Source organism: Amycolatopsis sp. A133 (genome assembly GCF_031082405.1).
Classification (GTDB): Bacteria; Actinomycetota; Actinomycetes; order Mycobacteriales; family Pseudonocardiaceae; genus Amycolatopsis.
In genome coordinates this window covers 40,713-61,323 of sequence record NZ_JAVHJU010000045.1, presented here as the reverse complement: position 1 = coordinate 61,323, position 20,611 = coordinate 40,713, and the positions used below count along the sequence as shown (strand labels likewise).

The 20,611-nt window shown below is 74.0% G+C and carries 2 protein-coding genes; both read left to right on the top strand.

Annotation, left to right across the window (positions count from 1 at the left end; genetic code table 11):
• Positions 1–33: 33 nt before the first annotated feature.
• On the top strand, positions 34–15,234 hold the full coding sequence (locus Q5425_RS28375; protein WP_308675381.1) for a type I polyketide synthase: 15,201 nt from the start codon (positions 34–36) through the stop codon (positions 15,232–15,234).
• 10 nt (positions 15,235–15,244) lie between these two features.
• Positions 15,245–20,569, top strand: coding sequence for a type I polyketide synthase (locus tag Q5425_RS28370; RefSeq protein ID WP_308675380.1), 5,325 nt, complete (start codon positions 15,245–15,247; stop codon positions 20,567–20,569).
• Positions 20,570–20,611 lie beyond the last annotated feature (42 nt).

Here is a 20,611-nt window from a genome sequence, read left to right as displayed (position 1 = left end):
CCGCCGATGGCGAACCAATCGTGGAGGAAGAACATGTCCGCGCCGAACGAGCAGATCGTTGACGCACTGCGCGCCTCGCTGAAGGAGAACGTCCGGCTTCAGCAGGAGAACGCCGCCCTGACCGCGGCCGCCGCGGAGCCCGTCGCGATCGTCTCCATGGCCTGCCGCTACGCCGGCGGGATCCGCGGCCCGGAGGACTTCTGGCGGGTGGTGTCGGAAGGCGCCGACGTCTACACGGGCTTCCCCGAGGACCGCGGCTGGGACGTCGAAGGCCTCTACCACCCGGACCCGGACAACCCCGGGACGACGTACGTGCGGGAAGGGGCCTTCCTGCACGACGCGGCCCAGTTCGACGCCGGGTTCTTCGGCATCTCGCCGCGTGAGGCCCTGGCCATGGACCCGCAGCAGCGGCAGCTGCTCGAGGTCTCCTGGGAGACCCTGGAACGCGCCGGGATCGACCCGCATTCGGTGCGGGGCAGCGACATCGGCGTCTACGCCGGGATCGTGCACCAGGACTACGCCCCGGACCTCAGCGGGTTCGAGGGTTTCATGAGCCTGGAGCGCGCCCTCGGAACCGCGGGCGGCGTCGCCTCCGGCCGGGTCGCCTACACACTCGGGCTCGAAGGCCCGGCGGTGACCGTCGACACCATGTGCTCGTCCTCGCTCGTCGCGATTCACCTTGCCGCGCAGGCGCTTCGCCGCGGTGAGTGCTCGATGGCGCTCGCGGGCGGCTCGACCGTGATGGCGACGCCGGGCGGGTTCGTCGGCTTCGCGCGGCAGCGGGCACTGGCCTTCGACGGGCGCTGCAAGTCCTACGCGGCGGCCGCCGACGGCTCCGGCTGGGCCGAAGGTGTCGGCGTGCTGCTGCTGGAGCGGCTGTCGGTGGCGCGCGAACGCGGGCACCAGGTGCTGGCCGTCATCCGCGGCAGCGCGGTCAACCAGGACGGCGCGTCGAACGGCCTGACCGCGCCCAACGGCCCCGCGCAGCAGCGGGTCATCCGCAAGGCCCTCGCCAGCGCCGGGCTGTCACCGTCCGATGTGGACACCGTGGAGGGCCACGGCACCGGTACCGTTCTCGGCGACCCGATCGAGGTGCAGGCGCTGCTGGCCACCTACGGCCAGGGCCGCGACCCGCAGCAGCCGCTGCTGCTCGGCTCGGTGAAGTCGGTCGTCGGGCACACGCAGGGCGCGTCCGGCGTGGCCGGCGTGATCAAGATGGTGCAGTCGATGCGGCACGGGAAGCTCCCGGCCACGCTGCACGTGGACGCACCCACCCCGCAGGTCGACTGGTCGGCCGGGGCCGTCGAGCTGGTGACCGAAACCCGGGAGTGGCCGCGCAACGGCCACCCGCGCCGCGGCGGCATCTCGTCGTTCGGGGCCAGCGGCACCAACGCGCACATGATCCTCGAAGAGGCACCGGATGCGGATCTGCCGCAGCCCGTCGTGAGTGAAAAAGCGGGTTCTAACCCTCCTTTCCACTCACGACCGGGTGTGGTGCCGCTGGTCGTGTCGGCGGCGAGCGCCGCTTCGCTGGCCGCCCAGGCCGGCCGGCTGGCGGAGGTCGGCGACTTCTCGCTGGCGGATATGGCCGGGACGCTGGTGTCCGGCCGCGCGATGCTCGGCGAGCGTGCGGTCGTCGTGGCCGGTTCCCCCGAAGAAGCCGTGACCGGGCTGCAGGCGCTGGCCCGCGGCGAAAGCGCGCCCGGCCTGCTCGCGGGCCGCGGCTCGGGCGCCCCGGGCAAGGTCGTGTGGGTCTTCCCCGGCCAGGGCACGCAGTGGGCCGGCATGGGCCGGGAGCTCTTGGACGCCTCGCCGGTGTTCGCCGCGCGGATCGCCGAGTGCGAGACCGCGCTCGGGCGGTGGGTCGACTGGTCGCTGACCGACGTCCTGCGCGGGGACGCCGACCTGCTGGACCGCGTCGACGTGGTGCAGCCCGCGAGTTTTGCCGTGATGGTCGGGCTCGCCGCGGTGTGGGCTTCGCTGGGTGTCGAGCCCGAGGCCGTGGTGGGCCACTCGCAGGGTGAGATCGCGGCCGCGTGCGTGTCGGGGGCACTGTCCCTCGAGGACGCGGCGAAGGTGGTCGCCCTGCGCAGCCAGGCGATCGCCGCCTCGCTGGCCGGCCGGGGCGGCATGGCCTCGGTGGCGTTGAGCGAAGAGGACGCGGCCGCGCGGCTGGAGCCGTGGGCGGGCCGCGTCGAGGTCGCGGCGGTCAACGGGCCCACCTCCGTGGTCATCGCCGGAGACGCCGAGGCCCTGGACGAAGCCTTGGACGCGCTCGATGACCAGGGTGTCCGGATCCGTCGGGTGGCGGTGGACTACGCCTCCCACACCCGGCACGTCGAAGCCGCGCGCGACGCACTCGCCGAGATGCTCGGCGGGATCCGCGCGCAGGCCCCGGAAGTGCCGTTCTACTCGACGGTGACCGGCGGCTGGGTCGAAGAAGCCGGTGTGCTGGACGGTGGCTACTGGTACCGGAACCTGCGCCGTCAGGTCCGGTTCGGCCCCGCGGTGGCCGAGCTGATCGAGCAGGGCCACCGGGTGTTCGTGGAGGTCAGCGCGCACCCCGTGCTGGTCCAGCCGATCAACGAGCTCGTCGACGACACCGAAGCCGTCGTGACGGGGACGCTGCGGCGCGAGGACGGCGGGCTCCGGCGGCTGCTGGCCTCGGCGGCCGAGCTCTTCGTCCGCGGCGTGACCGTGGACTGGTCCGGCGTGCTGCCGCCGTTCCGCCGGGTCGAGCTGCCGACGTACGCCTTCGACCACCAGCACTACTGGCTGCAGATGGGCGGGTCGGCGACCGACGCCGTGTCGCTGGGCCTGGCCGGTGCCGACCACCCGCTGCTGGGCGCGGTCGTGCCGCTGCCGCAGTCCGACGGTCTCGTCTTCACTTCGCGGCTCTCGCTGAAGTCGCACCCGTGGCTGGCCGGGCACGCGATCGGCGGGGTCGTGCTCATCCCGGGCACGGTCTACGTCGACCTCGCGCTGCGCGCCGGCGACGAGCTCGGCTTCGGCGTCCTGGAGGAGCTCGTCATCGAGGCACCGCTGGTGCTGGCCGAGCGCGGCGGGGTCCGCGTGCAGGTCGCGGTGAGCGGGCCGAACGAAACCGGGTCGCGCGCGGTGGACGTCTTCTCCATGCGGGAAGACGGTGACGAATGGACGCGGCACGCCACCGGTCTGCTCGGGGCGTCGACGTCCCGGGAACCGGGCCGGGGCTTCGACTTCGCGGCCTGGCCGCCTGCCGGCGCGCAGCCGGTCGACGTCGAGAACTTCTACACCGACCTGACCGAGCGCGGGTACGCCTACAGCGGCGCGTTCCAGGGCATGCGGGCGGTCTGGCGGCGCGGCAGCGGGAACAACACCGAGGTCTTCGCCGAGGTCGCGCTGCCCGACGACCACCAGGAAGACGCCGGCAAGTTCGGCCTCCACCCGGCGCTGCTGGACGCGGCCCTGCACACGAACGCCTTCGCCAACCCGGACGACGACCGCAACGTGCTGCCGTTCGCGTGGAACGGCCTGGTCCTGCACGCCGTGGGCGCGTCGGCGCTGCGGGTGCGGGTCGCGCCGGGCGGTCCGGACGCGCTGACCTTCCAGGCCGCCGACGAGACCGGTGGCCTGGTGGTCACCATGGACTCGCTGGTGTCCCGCGAGGTGTCGGCCGAACAGCTGGAAACGGCGGCGGGCGAAGAGCGCGACTCGCTGTTCCAGGTCGACTGGATCGAGGTCCCCGCGACCGAAAGGGTGGCCACCGACCACGTCGAGGTGCTCGAAGCCGTCGGCGGGGAGCCCCTGGACCTGACCAGCCGCGTGCTGGAAGCCGTGCAGGCGTGGCTCGAAGGCGCCGCTGAGGAAGCCCGTCTGGTCGTGGTGACCCGTGGCGCCGTGCGCGAGGTGACCGACCCCGCCGGTGCCGCGGTGTGGGGTTTGGTGCGGGCCGCCCAGGCGGAGAACCCGGGCCGGATCATCCTGGTCGACACCGACGGTGACGTTCCGCTGGGTGCCGTGCTGGCCAGTGGTGAGCCGCAGATCGCGGTGCGCGGCAACGCGTTCTCCGTCCCGCGGCTGGCCCGCGCCGCCGGCCAGGTGCCGGACGCGCCCGCGGTGTTCGGTCCGGAAGGGACAGTCCTGCTCACCGGTGGCGCCGGCTCGCTGGGCGGCTTGGTCGCCCAGCACCTGGTCGCCCGCCACGGCGTCCGGCGGCTGGTGCTCGCCAGCCGCCGCGGTGTGGCCGCCGAAGAGCTCGTCACGGAGCTGACCGGGCAAGGCGCGGCGGTGTCCGTGGTGGCCTGCGACGTCTCCGACCGCGACCAGGTGGCCGCGCTGCTCGCCGAGCACCGCCCGACCGGCATCGTGCACCTGGCCGGTCTGCTGGACGACGGCGTGATCGGGGCGCTGAACCGGGACCGGCTGGCCGGCGTGTTCGCGCCCAAGGTCGACGCGGTCCGCCACCTCGACGAGCTGACCCGCGACCTCGACCTCGACGCCTTCGTCGTGTTCTCGTCCGCGGCCGCGCTCATGGGTTCCGCCGGGCAGGGCAACTACGCGGCGGCCAACGCCTTCCTGGACGGCTTGATGGCCGGGCGCCGCGCGGCGGGCCGGCCGGGTGTGTCACTGGCGTGGGGCCTGTGGGAGCAGGCCGACGGCCTGACCGCCCACCTCAGCGCGACCGACCAGGCCCGGATGAGCCGCGGCGGCGTGCTGCCGATGACCCCCGCCGAGGCACTGGACATCTTCGACATCGGCCTGCAGGCCGAGCAGGCCCTGCTGGTGCCGATCAAGCTCGACCTGCGGACCCTGCGCAGCCAGGCGACGGCCGGCGGGGAGGTCCCGCACCTGCTGCGCGGCCTGGTCCGCGCGAGCCGGCGCGTGGCGCGGACGGCCGCCGCGACCGGCGGCGGCCTGGTCCACAAGCTCGCCGGGCTCGGCACGGAGGAGCAGGACGGCGTCCTGCTCGGCATCATCCAGGCCGAGGCGGCCGCGGTGCTCGGCTTCGCCGCCCCCGAACTGGCGCAGGGCACCCGCGGGTTCAACGACATCGGCTTCGACTCCCTGACCGCGGTCGAGCTGCGGAACCGGCTGAGCGCGGCGACCGGCGTCAAACTGCCCGCCACGCTGGTCTTCGACTACCCGACACCGGTGGCGCTCGCCCGGCACCTGCGCGAGGAACTGGGCGAGACGGTCGCGGGCAGCCCGGCCGCGGTGACGACGGCCCCCGCCGACGCGGGCGAGCCGATCGCCATCGTCGGCATGGCCTGCCGCCTGCCGGGTGGTGTGATGAGCCCCGACGACCTCTGGCGGATGGTCGCCGAGGGCCGCGACGGCATGTCGGCCTTCCCCGAGGACCGCGGCTGGGACCTGGAAGGCCTCTTCGACTCGGACCCGGAACGCCCGGGCACGGCGTACATCCGGCAGGGCGGCTTCCTGCACGAGGCCGCGCTGTTCGACCCGGGCTTCTTCGGGATCTCGCCGCGCGAAGCGCTGGCCATGGACCCGCAGCAGCGGCTGCTGCTGGAAGCCTCCTGGGAAGCGCTGGAACGGGCGGGCATCGACCCGACCAAGACCCGCGGCGACGCCGTCGGCGTCTTCTCCGGCGTCTCCATCCACGACTACCTCGAGTCCCTGAGCAACATGCCCGCCGAACTCGAAGGCTTCGTCACCACGGCCACCGCGGGCAGTGTGGCCTCGGGCCGCGTGTCCTACACCTTCGGGTTCGAGGGTCCGGCGGTCACGGTCGACACGGCGTGTTCGTCGTCGCTGGTCGCGATCCACCTCGCGGCGCAGGCGCTGCGGCAGGGCGAGTGCTCGATGGCCCTGGCCGGCGGCGTCGCCGTGATGGGCTCGCCGATCGGCGTGATCGGCATGTCGCGGCAGCGCGGCATGGCCGAGGACGGCCGGGTCAAGGCGTTCGCGGACGGCGCGGACGGCACCGTCCTGTCCGAAGGTGTCGGCATCGTCGTCCTCGAACGGCTTTCGGTGGCCCGCGAACGCGGGCACCGGGTCCTCGCCGTGCTCCGCGGCAGCGCGGTCAACCAGGACGGCGCGTCGAACGGCCTGACCGCCCCGAACGGGCCGTCGCAGCAGCGGGTGATCCGCAGCGCACTGGCCGGTGCCGGGCTGTCACCGTCCGAAGTGGACGTCGTGGAGGCGCACGGCACCGGGACCGCGCTGGGCGACCCCATCGAGGCCCAGGCCCTGCTGGCCACCTACGGGAAGGACCGCGAGACGCCGTTGTGGCTCGGGTCGCTGAAGTCGAACATCGGCCACACGCAGGCCGCCGCGGGTGTCGCCGCCGTCATCAAGATGGTCCAGGCGCTGCGGCACGACGCCCTGCCGCCGACCCTTCACGTGCAGGAGCCCACCAAGCAGGTGGACTGGTCCGCGGGCGCGGTCGAGCTGTTGACCGAGGGCCGCGAGTGGGCCCGCAACGGGCACCCGCGCCGGGCCGGCGTGTCGTCGTTCGGCATCAGCGGCACCAACGCGCACCTGATCCTCGAAGAAGCGCCCGCCGACGACACCCCCGAGGCGGACGTGCCCGACGGCGTGGTGCCCGTGGTGGTGTCCGCGCGCAGCGCCGGTTCCCTGGCGGGACAGGCCGGACGGCTGGCGGCGTTCCTCGACGGGGACGTCTCGCTGACCTGCGTGGCGGGTGCCCTGCTGTCGACCCGAGCGACGCTGACCGACCGGGCCGTCGTCGTGGCGGGCTCGGCCGGGGAAGCCCGGACCGGGCTGGCGGCGCTGGCCCGCGGCGAGACCGCGACCGGCCTGGTGACCGGCACCGCGGGGATGCCGGGCAAGACCGTCTGGGTGTTCCCCGGCCAGGGGACGCAGTGGGCCGGCATGGGCCGGGAGCTGCTGGAAGCGTCGCCGGTGTTCGCCGAGCGGATCGCGGAGTGTGCGGCGGCGCTGGAGCCGTGGGTCGACTGGTCGCTGCTCGACGTGCTCCGTGGCGAGGGCGATCTGGATCGGGTCGACGTGCTTCAGCCCGCGAGTTTCGCCGTGATGGTCGGTCTCGCCGCCGTCTGGGCGTCGGTGGGTGTTGTGCCGGACGCCGTCCTGGGCCACTCCCAGGGTGAGATCGCCGCGGCCTGCGTGTCGGGTGCGCTGTCGCTCGAGGACGCCGCGAAGGTGGTTGCGTTGCGCAGCCAGGCGATCGCGGCGCAGCTGTCCGGCCGCGGGGGCATGGCGTCGGTCCAGCTGAGCCACGACGAGGTGGCCGCCCGGCTCGCGCCGTGGGACGGCCGCGTCGAGATCGCCGCCGTCAACGGCCCGTCCTCGGTGGTGATCGCGGGCGACGCCGAAGCACTCACCGAGGCCGTCGAGGCCCTCGGCGGACGGCGGGTCGCGGTGGACTACGCGTCCCACACCCGGCACGTCGAGGACATCCGCGACACCCTCGCCGAGACGCTGGCCGGGATCGACGCGCAGGCGCCGGTCGTGCCGTTCTACTCGACGGTCACCGGCGAGTGGATCACCGAAGCCGGCGTCGTCGACGGCGGGTACTGGTACCGGAACCTGCGCAACCAGGTCGGGTTCGGCCCGGCCGTGGCCGACCTGCTCGGCCAGGGCCACGGCGTGTTCGTCGAGGTCAGCGCCCACCCGGTGCTGGTGCAGCCGATCAGCGAGCTCACCGACGACACGGACACCGTCGTCACCGGGACACTGCGGCGCGACGACGGTGGGGTGCGGCGGCTCCTGACCTCGATGGCCGAGCTGTTCGTCCGCGGTGTCCCGGTCGGCTGGGCCACCATGGCGCCGCCCGCGCGCGTCGAGCTGCCGACCTACGCCTTCGACCACCAGCACTTCTGGCTCAGCCCGCCCGCCGCGGCCGACGCGCCCGCGCTCGGCCTGGCCGGCGCCGACCACCCCCTGCTGGGGGCGGTTCTCCCGCTGCCGCAGTCCGACGGCCTGGTGCTCACCTCGCGCCTGTCGGTGCGGTCGCACCCGTGGCTGGCCGACGGCGTCCCGACCGCCGCCTTGGTGGAGCTGGCCGTGCGGGCCGGTGACGAAGCCGGCTGCCCGGTCCTCGACGACCTGACCGTCGAATCTCCGCTGGTCCTGCCCGAAAACGGTGGCTTGCGGGTGCAGGTCACGGTGAGCGGCGAGCGCACGGTCGATGTGTATTCGCAGCGCGAAGGCGACGAAGACTGGACCCGGAACGCCACCGGGCACCTGTCGGCGACGGCTCCGGCGCGCGAGGCCTTCGACTTCACCGCCTGGCCGCCCGCCGGAGCTCAGCAGGTCGACGGCCTCTGGCGGCGCGGCAGTGGCGACAAGACCGAGATCTTCGCCGAGGTCGCCCTGCCCGAGGAGCTGGACGCCGGCGCGTTCGGCATCCATCCCGTACTGCTGGACGCGGCTTTGCGTCCGGTCCTCGCGGACGACGAGCAGCCGGCGGAGTGGCGCGGCCTGGTCCTGCACGCCGCGGGCGCTTCGGCCCTGCGGGTGCGGCTCGTGCCCGGCGTCTCCTTCGAAGCGGCCGACGAAACGGGTGGCCTGGTCGTCACCGCCGGTCCGGTGGTGGGCCGGGAGCTCGCGGCCGGGAAGACCCGCGCCGGATCGCTGTACCGGGTCGACTGGACCGAAGTGTCCATTGCCGACGGTGCGGTGCCGGACGACATCGAGGTCATCGAAGCCTTCGGTGAAGAGCCCCTGGAACTGACCAGCCGGGTCCTGGAGGCTGTGCAGACCTGGCTCGTCACCGCGGCCGACGAAGCGCGGCTGGTCGTGGTGACCCGCGGCGCCGTGCGCGAGGTGACCGACCCCGCCGGTGCGGCCGTGTGGGGCCTGGTCCGAGCCGCGCAGGCGGAGAACCCCGGCCGCATCTTCCTGATCGACACCGACGGCGAGATCCCGGCCCTGACCAGTGACGAGCCCGAGATCGCGGTGCGCGGCGGGAAGTTCTTCGTGCCCCGGATCGCCCGTGCGGAGCAGAGCGCGGACGACGCCGTGTTCCGCCCGGACGGGACGGTCCTGATCTCGGGCGCCGGCGCGCTCGGCGGCCTGGTGGCCCGGCGTCTCGTCGAACGCCACGGCGTGCGGAAGCTGGTGCTGGCCTCCCGGCGTGGCCGGGACGCCGACGGCGTGGCGGACCTGATCGCCGAGCTGGCGGCGGACGTGTCCGTGGTGGCTTGTGACGTCTCCGACCGCGCTCAAGTGGCCGCTCTGCTCGACGAACACCAGCCCACCGCCATCGTGCACACGGCCGGCGTGATCGACGCGGGCGTGATCGGGACGCTGAACCGCGACCGGCTGGCCACGGTGTTCGCGCCCAAGGTCGACGCGGTCCGGCACCTGGACGAGCTGACCCGTGAGCGGGACCTGGACGCGTTTGTCGTCTACTCCTCGGTTTCCGCGGTGTTCATGGGCGCGGGCAGCGGCAGCTACGCCGCGGCGAACGCCTTCCTGGACGGCTTGATGGCGAACCGCCGGGCCGCGGGCCTGCCGGGCCTGTCGCTGGCGTGGGGCCTGTGGGACCAGAGCACCGGCATGGCGGCCAACACCGACGAGGCCACCCGCGCCCGGATGAGCCGTCGCGGTGGCCTGCAGGTCATGACGCAGGCCGAGGGCATGGACCTGTTCGACGCCGCCCTCGGCTCGAGTGAGTCGCTGCTGGTGCCCGCGAAGCTGGACCTCCGCGCGAGCGGGGTCGTGCCGCACATGCTGCGCGGCCTGGTCCGCGCGAGCCGCCAGCAGGCCCGTACGGCGTCCACTGTGGACAACGGGCTGGCCGGCCGGCTGGCCGGGCTCGCCCCGGCCGATCAGCTGACCCTGCTGCTGGACCTGGTCCGGGCCCAGGTCGCGGCCGTGCTCGGGCACGCCGACGCGAGCGCCGTCCGCGTGGACACGGCGTTCAAGGACGCCGGCTTCGACTCGCTGACCGCGGTCGAGCTGCGCAACCGGATGCGGACCGCCACCGGGCTGAAACTGCCCGCGACGCTGATCTTCGACTACCCGAACCCCCAGGCCCTCGCTCGGCACCTGCGCGAGGAACTCGGCGGCGCGGCGGAGACGCCGGTCGCCACGGCCGCCGTGAAGGCCGACCTGGACGAGCCGATCGCCATCGTCGGGATGGCGTGCCGGCTGCCGGGCGGGGTCGCCGGGCCCGAGGACCTGTGGCGGCTGGTGGCCGAGGGCCGGGACGCCGTCTCGGAGTTCCCCACCGACCGCGGCTGGGACCTGGAGAGCATCTACGACCCGGACCCGGCCCGCCCGGGCAAGACCTACACCCGGCACGGCGGGTTCCTGCACGAGGCCGGCCTCTTCGACGCGGGCTTCTTCGGGATCTCGCCGCGCGAGGCCGTCGCCATGGACCCGCAGCAGCGGTTGCTGCTGGAGACGTCCTGGGAGGCGATGGAAGACGCCGGTGTCGACCCGCTTTCGCTGAAGGGCAACGACGTCGGGGTGTTCACCGGCATGTTCGGCCAGGGCTACGTCGCTCCGGGGGACAGCGTCGTCACCCCGGAGCTGGAAGGCTTCGCGGGGACGGGCGGGTCGTCGAGCGTGGCGTCCGGCCGCGTCTCGTACGTGTTCGGCTTCGAAGGCCCGGCCGTGACGATCGACTCGGCGTGCTCGTCCTCGCTGGTCGCGATGCACCTCGCCGCGCAGTCGCTGCGGCAGGGCGAGTGCTCGATGGCGCTGGCCGGCGGCGCGACGGTGATGGCGAACCCCGGCGCGTTCGTCGAGTTCTCCCGGCAGCGCGGCCTCGCCGTCGACGGGCGCTGCAAGGCGTTCGCCGACGGCGCCGACGGCACCGGCTGGGCCGAAGGGGTCGGCGTGGTCGTCCTCGAGCGGCTCTCGGTGGCGCGGGAACGCGGCCACCGGATCCTGGCCGTGCTGCGCGGCAGCGCGGTCAACCAGGACGGCGCTTCCAACGGCCTCACCGCCCCGAACGGGCCTTCGCAGCAGCGGGTGATCCGCCGGGCGCTGGGCAACGCCGGGCTGTCGCCGTCCGAAGTGGACGTCGTCGAGGCGCACGGGACCGGGACGACCCTGGGTGACCCGATCGAGGCCCAGGCCCTGCTGGCCACCTACGGCAAGGATCGCGAGACGCCGTTGTGGCTGGGGTCGCTCAAGTCGAACATCGGCCACGCGCAGGCGGCGGCTGGTGTCGCGGGTGTGATCAAGATGGTGCAGGCGCTGCGGCACGAGGTGCTCCCGCCGACGCTGCACGTCGACCGGCCGACCACCGAGGTCGACTGGACCGCCGGCGCGGTCGAGCTGCTGACGGAAGCGCGGGAGTGGCCGCGCAACGGCCGCCCGCGCCGGGCCGGGGTGTCCGCGTTCGGGGTCAGCGGGACCAACGCGCACCTCATCCTGGAGGAGGCACCCGCCGAAGAGCCGGTGCCCACGCCGGAGGTTCCGGTGGTGCCGGTCGTGGTGTCCGCGCGGAGCGGGACGTCCCTGGCCGGCCAGGCCGGCCGCCTCGCCGGATTCGTGGCGGGTGACGTGTCCCTGGCCGGCGTAGCCAGGGCGCTGGTGACGGACCGGGCCGCGCTGGCCGAACGCGCGGTCATGGTCGTGGGCTCCCGCGAAGAGGCCGTGACGGGTCTGGAAGCGCTGGCGCGCGGGGAAGACGCGGCCGCGGTGGTCACCGGCCGGGCCGGGGCACCGGGCAAGGTCGTGTGGGTGTTCCCGGGCCAGGGTTCGCAGTGGGCCGGCATGGGCCGGGAACTCCTCGAAGAGTCTCCGGTGTTCGCCGCGCGGATCGCCGAGTGCGCGGCCGCGCTGGAACCGTGGATCGACTGGTCGCTGCTGGACGTGCTGCGCGGGGAGTCCGATCTGCTGGATCGTGTCGACGTCGTGCAGCCCGCGAGTTTTGCGGTGATGGTCGGCCTCGCCGCGGTGTGGCAGTCCGTGGGGGTGCGGCCGGATGCGGTGGTCGGGCATTCGCAGGGCGAGATCGCGGCGGCGTGCGTGTCGGGTGCGTTGTCGCTGCCGGACGCGGCGAAGGTGGTCGCGTTGCGCAGCCAGGCGATCGCCACCCGGCTGGCCGGCCGCGGTGGCATGGCCTCGGTCGCGTTGAGCGAAGAAGACGCGACCGCGTGGCTGGCGCCGTGGGCCGACCGGGTCCAGGTGGCCGCGGTCAACAGCCCGACCTCCGTGGTGATCGCCGGGGCGGCCGATGCCCTCGACGAGGTCGTCGAAGCGTTGTCCGGCCGGGAAGTCCGCGTCCGGCGGGTGGCCGTGGACTACGGCTCGCACACCAACCAGGTCGAAGCCATCGAGGACCTCCTCGCCGAGACCCTGGCCGGGATCGAGGCGCAGGCACCCGCGGTGCCGTTCTTCTCGACTCTCACCGGCGGCTGGATCACCGACGCCGGGGTCGTCGACGGCGGCTACTGGTACCGGAACCTGCGCAACCAGGTCGGCTTCGGCCCGGCCGTGGCGGAGCTCGTTCGCCAGGGCCACGGCGTGTTCGTCGAGGTCAGCGCGCACCCGGTGCTGGTCCAGCCGCTCAGTGAAATCAGCGACGACGCGGTGGTGACCGGTTCACTGCGGCGCGACGACGGCGGCCTCCGCCGCCTGCTGACGTCGATGGCCGAGCTGTTCGTGCGGGGTGTCCCGCTCGACTGGACCGCGGTCCTGCCGCGGACGGGCCGGGTCGACCTGCCCAAGTACGCCTTCGACCACCGGCACTACTGGCTCCGGCCCGCCGGGTCCGCGACCGACGCGGCCTCGCTGGGCCAGGAGGCGGCCGACCACCCGCTGCTGGGCGCGGTCGTCGAGCTGCCGCAGTCCGATGGCCTGGTGTTCACCTCGCGGCTGTCGGTGCGGACGCACCCGTGGCTGGCCGACCACGCGGTCGGCGGCGTGGTGCTCCTGCCCGGCTCCGGCCTGGCCGAGCTGGCCGTGCGGGCCGGCGACGAAGCCGGGTGCACCGCCCTCGACGAGCTGATCATCGAGGCGCCGCTGGTCGTGCCCGCCCAGGGCGGGGTCCGGGTCCAGGTCGCGCTGAGCGGCCCGGACGAGACGGGCTCGCGCACGGTGGCCGTGTACTCCCAGCGCGACGGCGGCGCGGGAAGCTGGACGCGGCACGCCACCGGCGTGCTGTCGGAGACGCCCGGCCAAGGCGCGGAGTTCGACTTCCACGCCTGGCCGCCCGCGGACGCCGAGCGCATCGACGTCGACACCTTCTACACCGACCTGGCCGCACGCGGTTACGGGTACGGGCCGGCGTTCCAGGGGCTGCGGGCGGTGTGGCGGCGCGAGGGCGACGTCTTCGCCGAGGTCGCCCTGCCCGAGGACCTGCGCAAGGACGCGGGCCGGTTCGGCGTCCACCCGGCGTTGCTCGACGCGGCCCTGCAAGCCGCCACGGTCGGCGGTGAGCCCGGAGAGCCGGTGCTCGCGTTCGCCTGGAACGGCTTGGTCCTGCACGCCGCGGGGGCTTCGGCCCTGCGGGTCCGGCTCTCGCCGAGCGGCGCGGACGCGTTGTCCGTCGAAGCCGCCGACGAAACCGGCGGCCTGGTCCTGACCATGGAATCGCTGGTGTCCCGGCCGGTTTCGGCCGAGCAGCTGGGCGCCGCGGCCGACGCGGGCCACGACGCGATGTTCCGCGTCGACTGGACCGAGCTGCCCGCGGCTCCGCGCGCGGAACTGCCGCCGTGGGTGCGGATCGACACCGCCGACGACGTGGCGGCGCTGGCGGAGAAGGCGGACACGCCACCGGTGGTGGTGCTGGGAGCCGCGGGTGCGGACGCCTTGGCCGTGACCTCGCGGGTGCTCGAGGTCGTGCAGGCGTGGCTGGCCGCGCCCGCGTTCGAGGAGTCCCGGCTGGTCGTGACGACCCGCGGGGCGGTGCCCGCCGGGGGCGACCACACGCTGACCGACCCGGCCGCGGCCGCGGTGTGGGGCCTGGTCCGGTCCGCGCAGGCGGAGCACCCGGACCGGATCGTCCTGCTGGACACCGAAACCGACGTGGAGCCCGTCCTGGGATCGGTGCTGGCCGGCGGCGAGCCGCAGCTCGCGGTGCGCGGCACGACCTTCCTCGTGCCCCGGCTGGCCCGCGCCACCCGGATCGCGGACGCGCCCGCCGCGTTCGACCCGGACGGCACGGTCCTGATCTCGGGCGCGGGATCGCTGGGCGCGCTGGTGGCCCGGCACCTGGTCACCCGGCACGGTGTGCGGAAGCTGGTGCTGGCGAGCCGGCAGGGCCCGGCCGCCGACGGCGCCCGGGACCTGATCGGTGAACTGGCCGGCGCGGACGTGTCCTTCGTGGCCTGTGACGTCTCGGATCGCGACCAGGTGGCCGCTCTGCTCGCGGACCTCCCGGACTTGACCGGGGTGGTGCACACCGCCGGCGTTTTCGAGGACGGCGTCATCGAGGCGCTGACGCCCGATCAGCTGGCGAACGTGTACGCGGCCAAGGTCACGGCCGCGACGCACCTCGACGAGCTCACCCGCGACCGGGACCTCGGCGCGTTTGTCGTGTTCTCGTCCGTCGCGGGAGTGATGGGCGGTGGTGGACAGGGCCCGTACGCGGCAGCGAACGCCTTCCTGGACGCGGCGATGGCGAACCGCCGGGCCGCGGGCCTGCCGGGGCTGTCGCTGGCGTGGGGTCTCTGGGAGCGCAGCAGCGGCATGGCCGCGCACCTCAGCGACGTCGACCACGCCCGGGCGAGCCGCAACGGCGTCCTGGAACTGACCCGGGCCGAAGGCCTCGAGCTGTTCGACCTCGGGCTGCGGCTGGACGAATCCCTGCTCGTGCCGATCAAGCTCGACCTGGCGGCCATGCGGGCGAGTGCCGTTCCGGTCCTGTTCCGCGGCCTGGTCCGGCCGAGCCGGAACCAGGCGCGGACGGCGTCCACTGTGGACCGTGGGCTGGCCGGGCGGCTCGCCGGGCTCCCCGCGGCCGAGCGGGAGGCGGTGCTGGTCGACCTGGTGCGCGAGCAGGTCGCGGTCGTCCTCGGCTACGACGGGCCGGAGGCGGTGCGGCCGGACACGGCGTTCAAGGACACCGGGTTCGACTCGCTGACGTCGGTGGAGCTGCGCAACCGGCTGCGCGAGGCGACCGGGCTCAAGCTGCCCGCGACGCTGGTCTTCGACTACCCGAATCCCTTGGCGGTGGCGCGTTTCCTGGGCGCCCGGCTGGTCCCGGAGAGCAACGGGAACGGGCACAACGGGCAGAACGGGGACAGCGACCGGTTGCGGCACGCGCTCGCGTCCGTCGCGACCGAGGAGCGGTCGATCGCCGAACTGGGCGTCGACGACCTCGTGCAACTGGCTTTCGGCGACGAGTGATGGGGAGCAAGTGGTGAGTGCGTCGTATGAAAAGGTCGTCGAGGCGCTGCGGAAGTCCCTCGAAGAGGTCGGCACGCTGAAGAAGCGGGTCAACGCCTCCAGCGAGCCGATCGCGATCGTCGGCATGGCGTGCCGGCTGCCCGGTGGGGTCACCGGCCCCGACGACCTCTGGCGGCTGGTGGCCGAGGGCGGCGACGCCGTGTCGGGCTTCCCCACCGACCGCGGCTGGGACTTGGACACCCTGTTCGACCCGGACCCCGACCACCCCGGCACGTCGTACACCGACCGGGGCGGCTTCCTCCACGACGCGGCGCTGTTCGACCCCGGCTTCTTCGGGATTTCGCCGCGCGAGGCCCTGGCCATGGACCCGCAGCAGCGGCTGTTGCTGGAAGCGTCCTGGGAGGCCCTGGAAGGCGTCGGCCTCGACCCGACCTCGTTGCAGGGCACCGACGTCGGCGTGTTCACCGGCGTGGGCGGCTCGGGCTACGGCGGCGGCCTGGCCGGGCCGGAAATGCAGAGCTTCGCGGGCACCGGGCTGGCGTCGAGCGTGGCTTCGGGCCGCGTGTCGTACGTCTTCGGGTTCGAAGGACCGGCGGTCACGATCGACACGGCGTGCTCGTCGTCGCTGGTGGCGATGCACCTCGCCGCGCAGGCTCTGCGCCAGGGCGACTGCTCGATGGCACTGGCCGGCGGCGCGATGGTGATGTCCGGGCCCGACTCCTTCGTGGTGTTCTCCCGGCAGCGCGGACTGGCCACGGACGGCCGGTGCAAGGCGTTCGCCTCCGGCGCCGACGGCATGGTGCTGGCCGAGGGCATCAGCGTGGTCGTGCTGGAACGGCTGTCGGTGGCGCGCGAACGCGGCCACCGGATCCTCGCCGTGCTCCGCGGCAGCGCGGTCAACCAGGACGGCGCCTCCAACGGCCTGACCGCCCCCAACGGCCCTTCGCAGCAGCGCGTGATCCGTGCCGCGCTGGCCAACGCCGGGATCGGACCGTCCGATGTGGACCTCGTCGAGGCGCACGGGACCGGGACGAGCCTGGGTGACCCCATCGAGGCGCAGGCGTTGCTGGCCACCTACGGGCAGGAGCGGGAGACGCCGTTGTGGCTCGGCTCGCTGAAGTCGAACATCGGCCACACGCAGGCGGCCGCGGGCGTGGCGAGCGTGATCAAGGTGGTGCAGGCGCTGCGCCACGACGTCATGCCGCCGACCCTGCACGTGGACGAGCCCAGCTCTCAGGTGGACTGGTCCGAGGGCGCGGTGGAACTGCTGACCGAGGGCCGCGAATGGCCGCGCGGGGACCGTCCGCGCCGGGCCGGCGTGTCGTCCTTCGGCGTCAGCGGGACGAACGTGCACCTGATCATCGAGGAAGCACCCGATGCGGGTCTGCCGCAGCTTGTCGTGAGTGAAAAAGCGGGTTCTAACCCGCTTTCCCACTCACGACCGGCTGTCGTGCCGCTGGTGGTGTCCGCGCGCAGCACCGGTTCCCTGGCCGGACAGGCCGGCCGGCTGGCCCGGGTGGGCGCGCCTCTGGCGAACCTCGCCGGGGCACTGGTGTCCGGGCGAGCGGTGCTCGAGGAGCGCGCGGTCGTCGTGGCCGGTTCGGACGAGGAAGCCGTCACGGGGCTCGGTGCCCTGGCTCGCGGTGCGGCCGCGCCCGGCGTCGTGACCGGGAGCGCGGGCAAGCCGGGCAAGGTCGTCTGGGTGTTCCCGGGGCAGGGAACGCAGTGGGCGGGCATGGGCCGGGAGCTGCTCGATTCGTCGCCGGTGTTCGCCGAGCGGATCAAGGAGTGCGCGGCCGCGCTGGACCAGTGGACCGGCTGGTCGCTGCTGGATGTCCTGCGTGGCGAGGGCGACTTGGACCGCGTCGACGTGCTGCAGCCCGCCTGTTTTGCGGTGATGGTGGGGCTGGCCGCGGTCTGGGAATCCGTCGGTGTCCGCCCGGACGCCGTCGTGGGCCACTCGCAGGGCGAGATCGCCGCGGCCTGCGTGTCCGGCGCGCTCACCCTCGACGACGCCGCGAAGGTGGTTGCCTTGCGCAGCCAGGCGATCGCCGCGCAGCTGTCCGGCCGCGGCGGGATGGCGTCGGTCGCGTTGAGCGAAGACGCGGCGAACGCGCGGCTGGCGTTGTGGGACGACCGCATCGAGGTGGCCGCGGTCAACGGCCCGTCCTCGGTGGTGATCGCGGGCGACGCCCAGGCCCTCAACGAAGCGCTGGAGGTGCTGGCCGGGGACGGCGTCCGCGTCCGGCAGGTCGCGGTCGACTACGCCTCCCACACCCGGCACGTCGAGGACATCCGCGACACCCTCGCCGAGAACCTCGCCGGGATCACCGCGCAGGCGCCGGAGGTGCCGTTCTACTCGACCGTCACCGGCGAATGGGTGCGCGACGCCGGCGTCCTGGACGGCGGCTACTGGTACCGCAACCTGCGCAACCAGGTCGGGTTCGGCCCGGCCGTGGCCGCGCTGATCGAGCAGGGTCATGGCGTGTTCGTCGAGGTCAGTGCCCACCCGGTGCTGGTCCAGCCGATCAGCGAGCTCACCGACGACACGAACACCGTCGTCACCGGAACGCTGCGGCGGGACGACGGCGGCCTGCGACGCCTGCTGACGTCGATGGCCGAGCTGTTCGTCCGCGGTGTCCGGGTCGGCTGGGCCACGCTGGTGCCGCCGGCACGGGTGGACCTCCCGACGTACGCCTTCGACCACCAGCACTTCTGGCTCCAGCCGGCCGCGCAGGCGGACGCCGTCTCGCTCGGCCAGGTCGAGGCGGACCACCCGCTGCTCGGCGCGGTCGTCCCGCTGCCGCAGTCGGACGGCCTGCTCTTCACCTCGCGGCTGTCGCTGCGGACGCACCCGTGGCTGGCCGACCACGCCATCGGCGGCGTGGTGCTCTTCCCCGGCACCGGGCTGGTCGAGCTCGCCGTGCGGGCCGGTGACGAGGCCGGCTGCCCGGTGCTGGACGAACTCGTGACGGAAGCGCCGCTGGTCGTGCCCGAACAGGGCGGGGTGAACGTCCAGGTCACGGTGAGCGGCCCGGACCAGAACGGCTCGCGCACGGTGGAGGTCTTCTCCCGGCGCGAGGACGAATGGACGCGGAACGCGACCGGCGTGGTCTCGGCGACGCCGGCCGGGAGCGCCGGCTTCGACTTCACCGCGTGGCCGCCCCCGGGCGGGCAGCGGGTCGAGATCGGGGACTTCTACGCCGATCTCGGCGAGCGCGGGTACGCGTACGGGCCGGTGTTCCAGGGCGTCCGGGCGGTGTGGCAGCGCGGTGACGAGGTGTTCGCCGAGGTCGCCCTGCCCGACGACCAGCGCGCCGCCGCCGCCCGGTTCGGCCTCCACCCCGCGTTGCTGGACGCGGCCCTGCAGACCGGGACGATCGCCGCGGCCGCGTCGGGACAGCCCGGGAAGTCGGTGATGCCGTTCTCGTGGAACCGCCTGGCCCTGCACGCCGTGGGAGCCGCGGGACTGCGGGTCCGGGTCGCGCCGGGCGGACCGGACGCGCTGACCGTCGAAGCCGCCGACGAGACCGGCGCCCCCGTCCTGACGATGGACTCGCTGATCCTGCGCGAGGTGGCCCTCGACCAGCTGGACACCACCCGCACCAGCTCGCTGTACCGGGTGGACTGGACCGAACTACCCATTGTGGACAGTGCGGTGCCGTCGGAGCGGGCCGAGGTGCTCGAAGCCTCCGGCTCCCAACCCCTCGAACTGGCCGGCCGGGTGCTGGAAGCCATGCAGGCGTGGCTTTCCGGCGCGGCCGACGAAGCCCGGCTGGTCGTGGTGACCCGGGGTGCGGTGCCCGCCGGTGACGGTGGGGTGAGCGACCCGGCCGGTGCGGCGGTGTGGGGCCTGGTCCGCGCCGCGCAGTCGGAGAACCCGGACCGGTTCGTCCTGCTGGACACCGACGGCGAGGTGCCGCTGGGTGCGGTGCTGGCGACCGGTGAACCGCAGCTCGCCCTGCGCGGCACGACCTTCTCGGTACCGCGGCTCGCCCGCGTCACCGAGCCGACGGAGCCGCCCATCGCGTTCCGCCCGGACGGAACGGTCCTGGTCTCCGGCGCCGGGACGCTCGGCGCGCTCGCCGCCCGCGACCTCGTCACCCGGCACGGCGTCCGGAGCCTGGTGCTGGCCAGCCGGCGCGGCCGGGACGCCGAGGGCGTCGAAGACCTCGTCGCCGAACTGACCGGGCACGGTGCCGAGGTGACGGTCGCGGCCTGCGACGTCTCCGACCGGGACCAGGTGGCGGCGCTGTTCAAGGAGCACTCGCTGACCGCCGTCGTGCACACGGCGGGCGTGTTCGACGCCGGTGTCACCGGGGCACTGACCCGGGAGCGGCTGGCCAAGGTGTTCGCCCCCAAGGTCACGGCCGCCCAGCACCTCGACGAGCTGACCCGCGACCTCGACCTCGACGCGTTCATCGTCTACTCGTCCGCCTCCTCGATCTTCATGGGCGCGGGCAGCGGCGGGTACGCGGCGGCCAACGCCTTCCTCGACGGCCTGATGGCCGCCCGCCGCGCGGCGGGCCTGCCCGGGCTCTCGCTGGCCTGGGGCCCGTGGGAGCAGCTCACCGGCATGGCGGGCACCATCGACGACCTCACCCTGGCCCGGATGAGCCGGCGGGAGGGCCGCGGCGGTGTCCGCGCGCTCGGGTCCGCCGAGGGCATGGCCCTGTTCGACGCCGCGCTCGCGGCCGGGCAGGCGCTGCTGGTGCCGATCGAGCTCGACCTGCGCGAGGTGCGGGCCGACGCGGCCGCCGGTGGCACCGTGCCGCACCTGCTGCGCGGACTGGTCCGGGCGGGCAGGCAGACGGCGCGGACGGCGGACGGCGGCAACGGCGGCCTGACCCGCCGGCTGGCCGGGCTCACCGTGGCCGAGCAGGAAACGCTGCTGCTCGACCTCGTCCGCGGCCAGGTCGCCGTCGTGCTCGGGCACGCCGACAGCTCCGGCGTCCGCGCGGACGCGGCGTTCAAGGACGCCGGGTTCGACTCGCTGACGTCGGTGGAACTGCGCAACCGGCTGCGCGAGGCGACCGGGCTGAAACTGCCCGCGACGCTGGTCTTCGACCACCCGAACCCGCTCGCACTGGCCCGGCACCTGCGCGAGGAGCTCGCCGTCGACGAGGCGTCCCCCGCCGACGCGGTGCTGGCCGGCCTCGCCGGGCTGGAGGCGGCCATCGCGGCCGCCGGCGGCCCGGACGGCGACCGGATCACCGCGCGGCTGCGTGAACTGCTGAAGGCCGCCGAAGCGGCCGAAGCCCGGCCGGACCCGTCCGGCGATCTCGACACGGCCAGTGACGAGGAGCTGTTCGCCCTCGTCGACGGGCTCGACTGAAACCGCTGTGACATCCGGGGCGCCGCCACCCGGACCCCCGAC

Excerpts from the sequence above, each read along its gene's own strand:
- Q5425_RS28375 (WP_308675381.1), top strand. The coding sequence starts at position 34 with ATGTCCGCGCCGAACGAGCAGATCGTTGACGCACTGCGCGCCTCGCTG.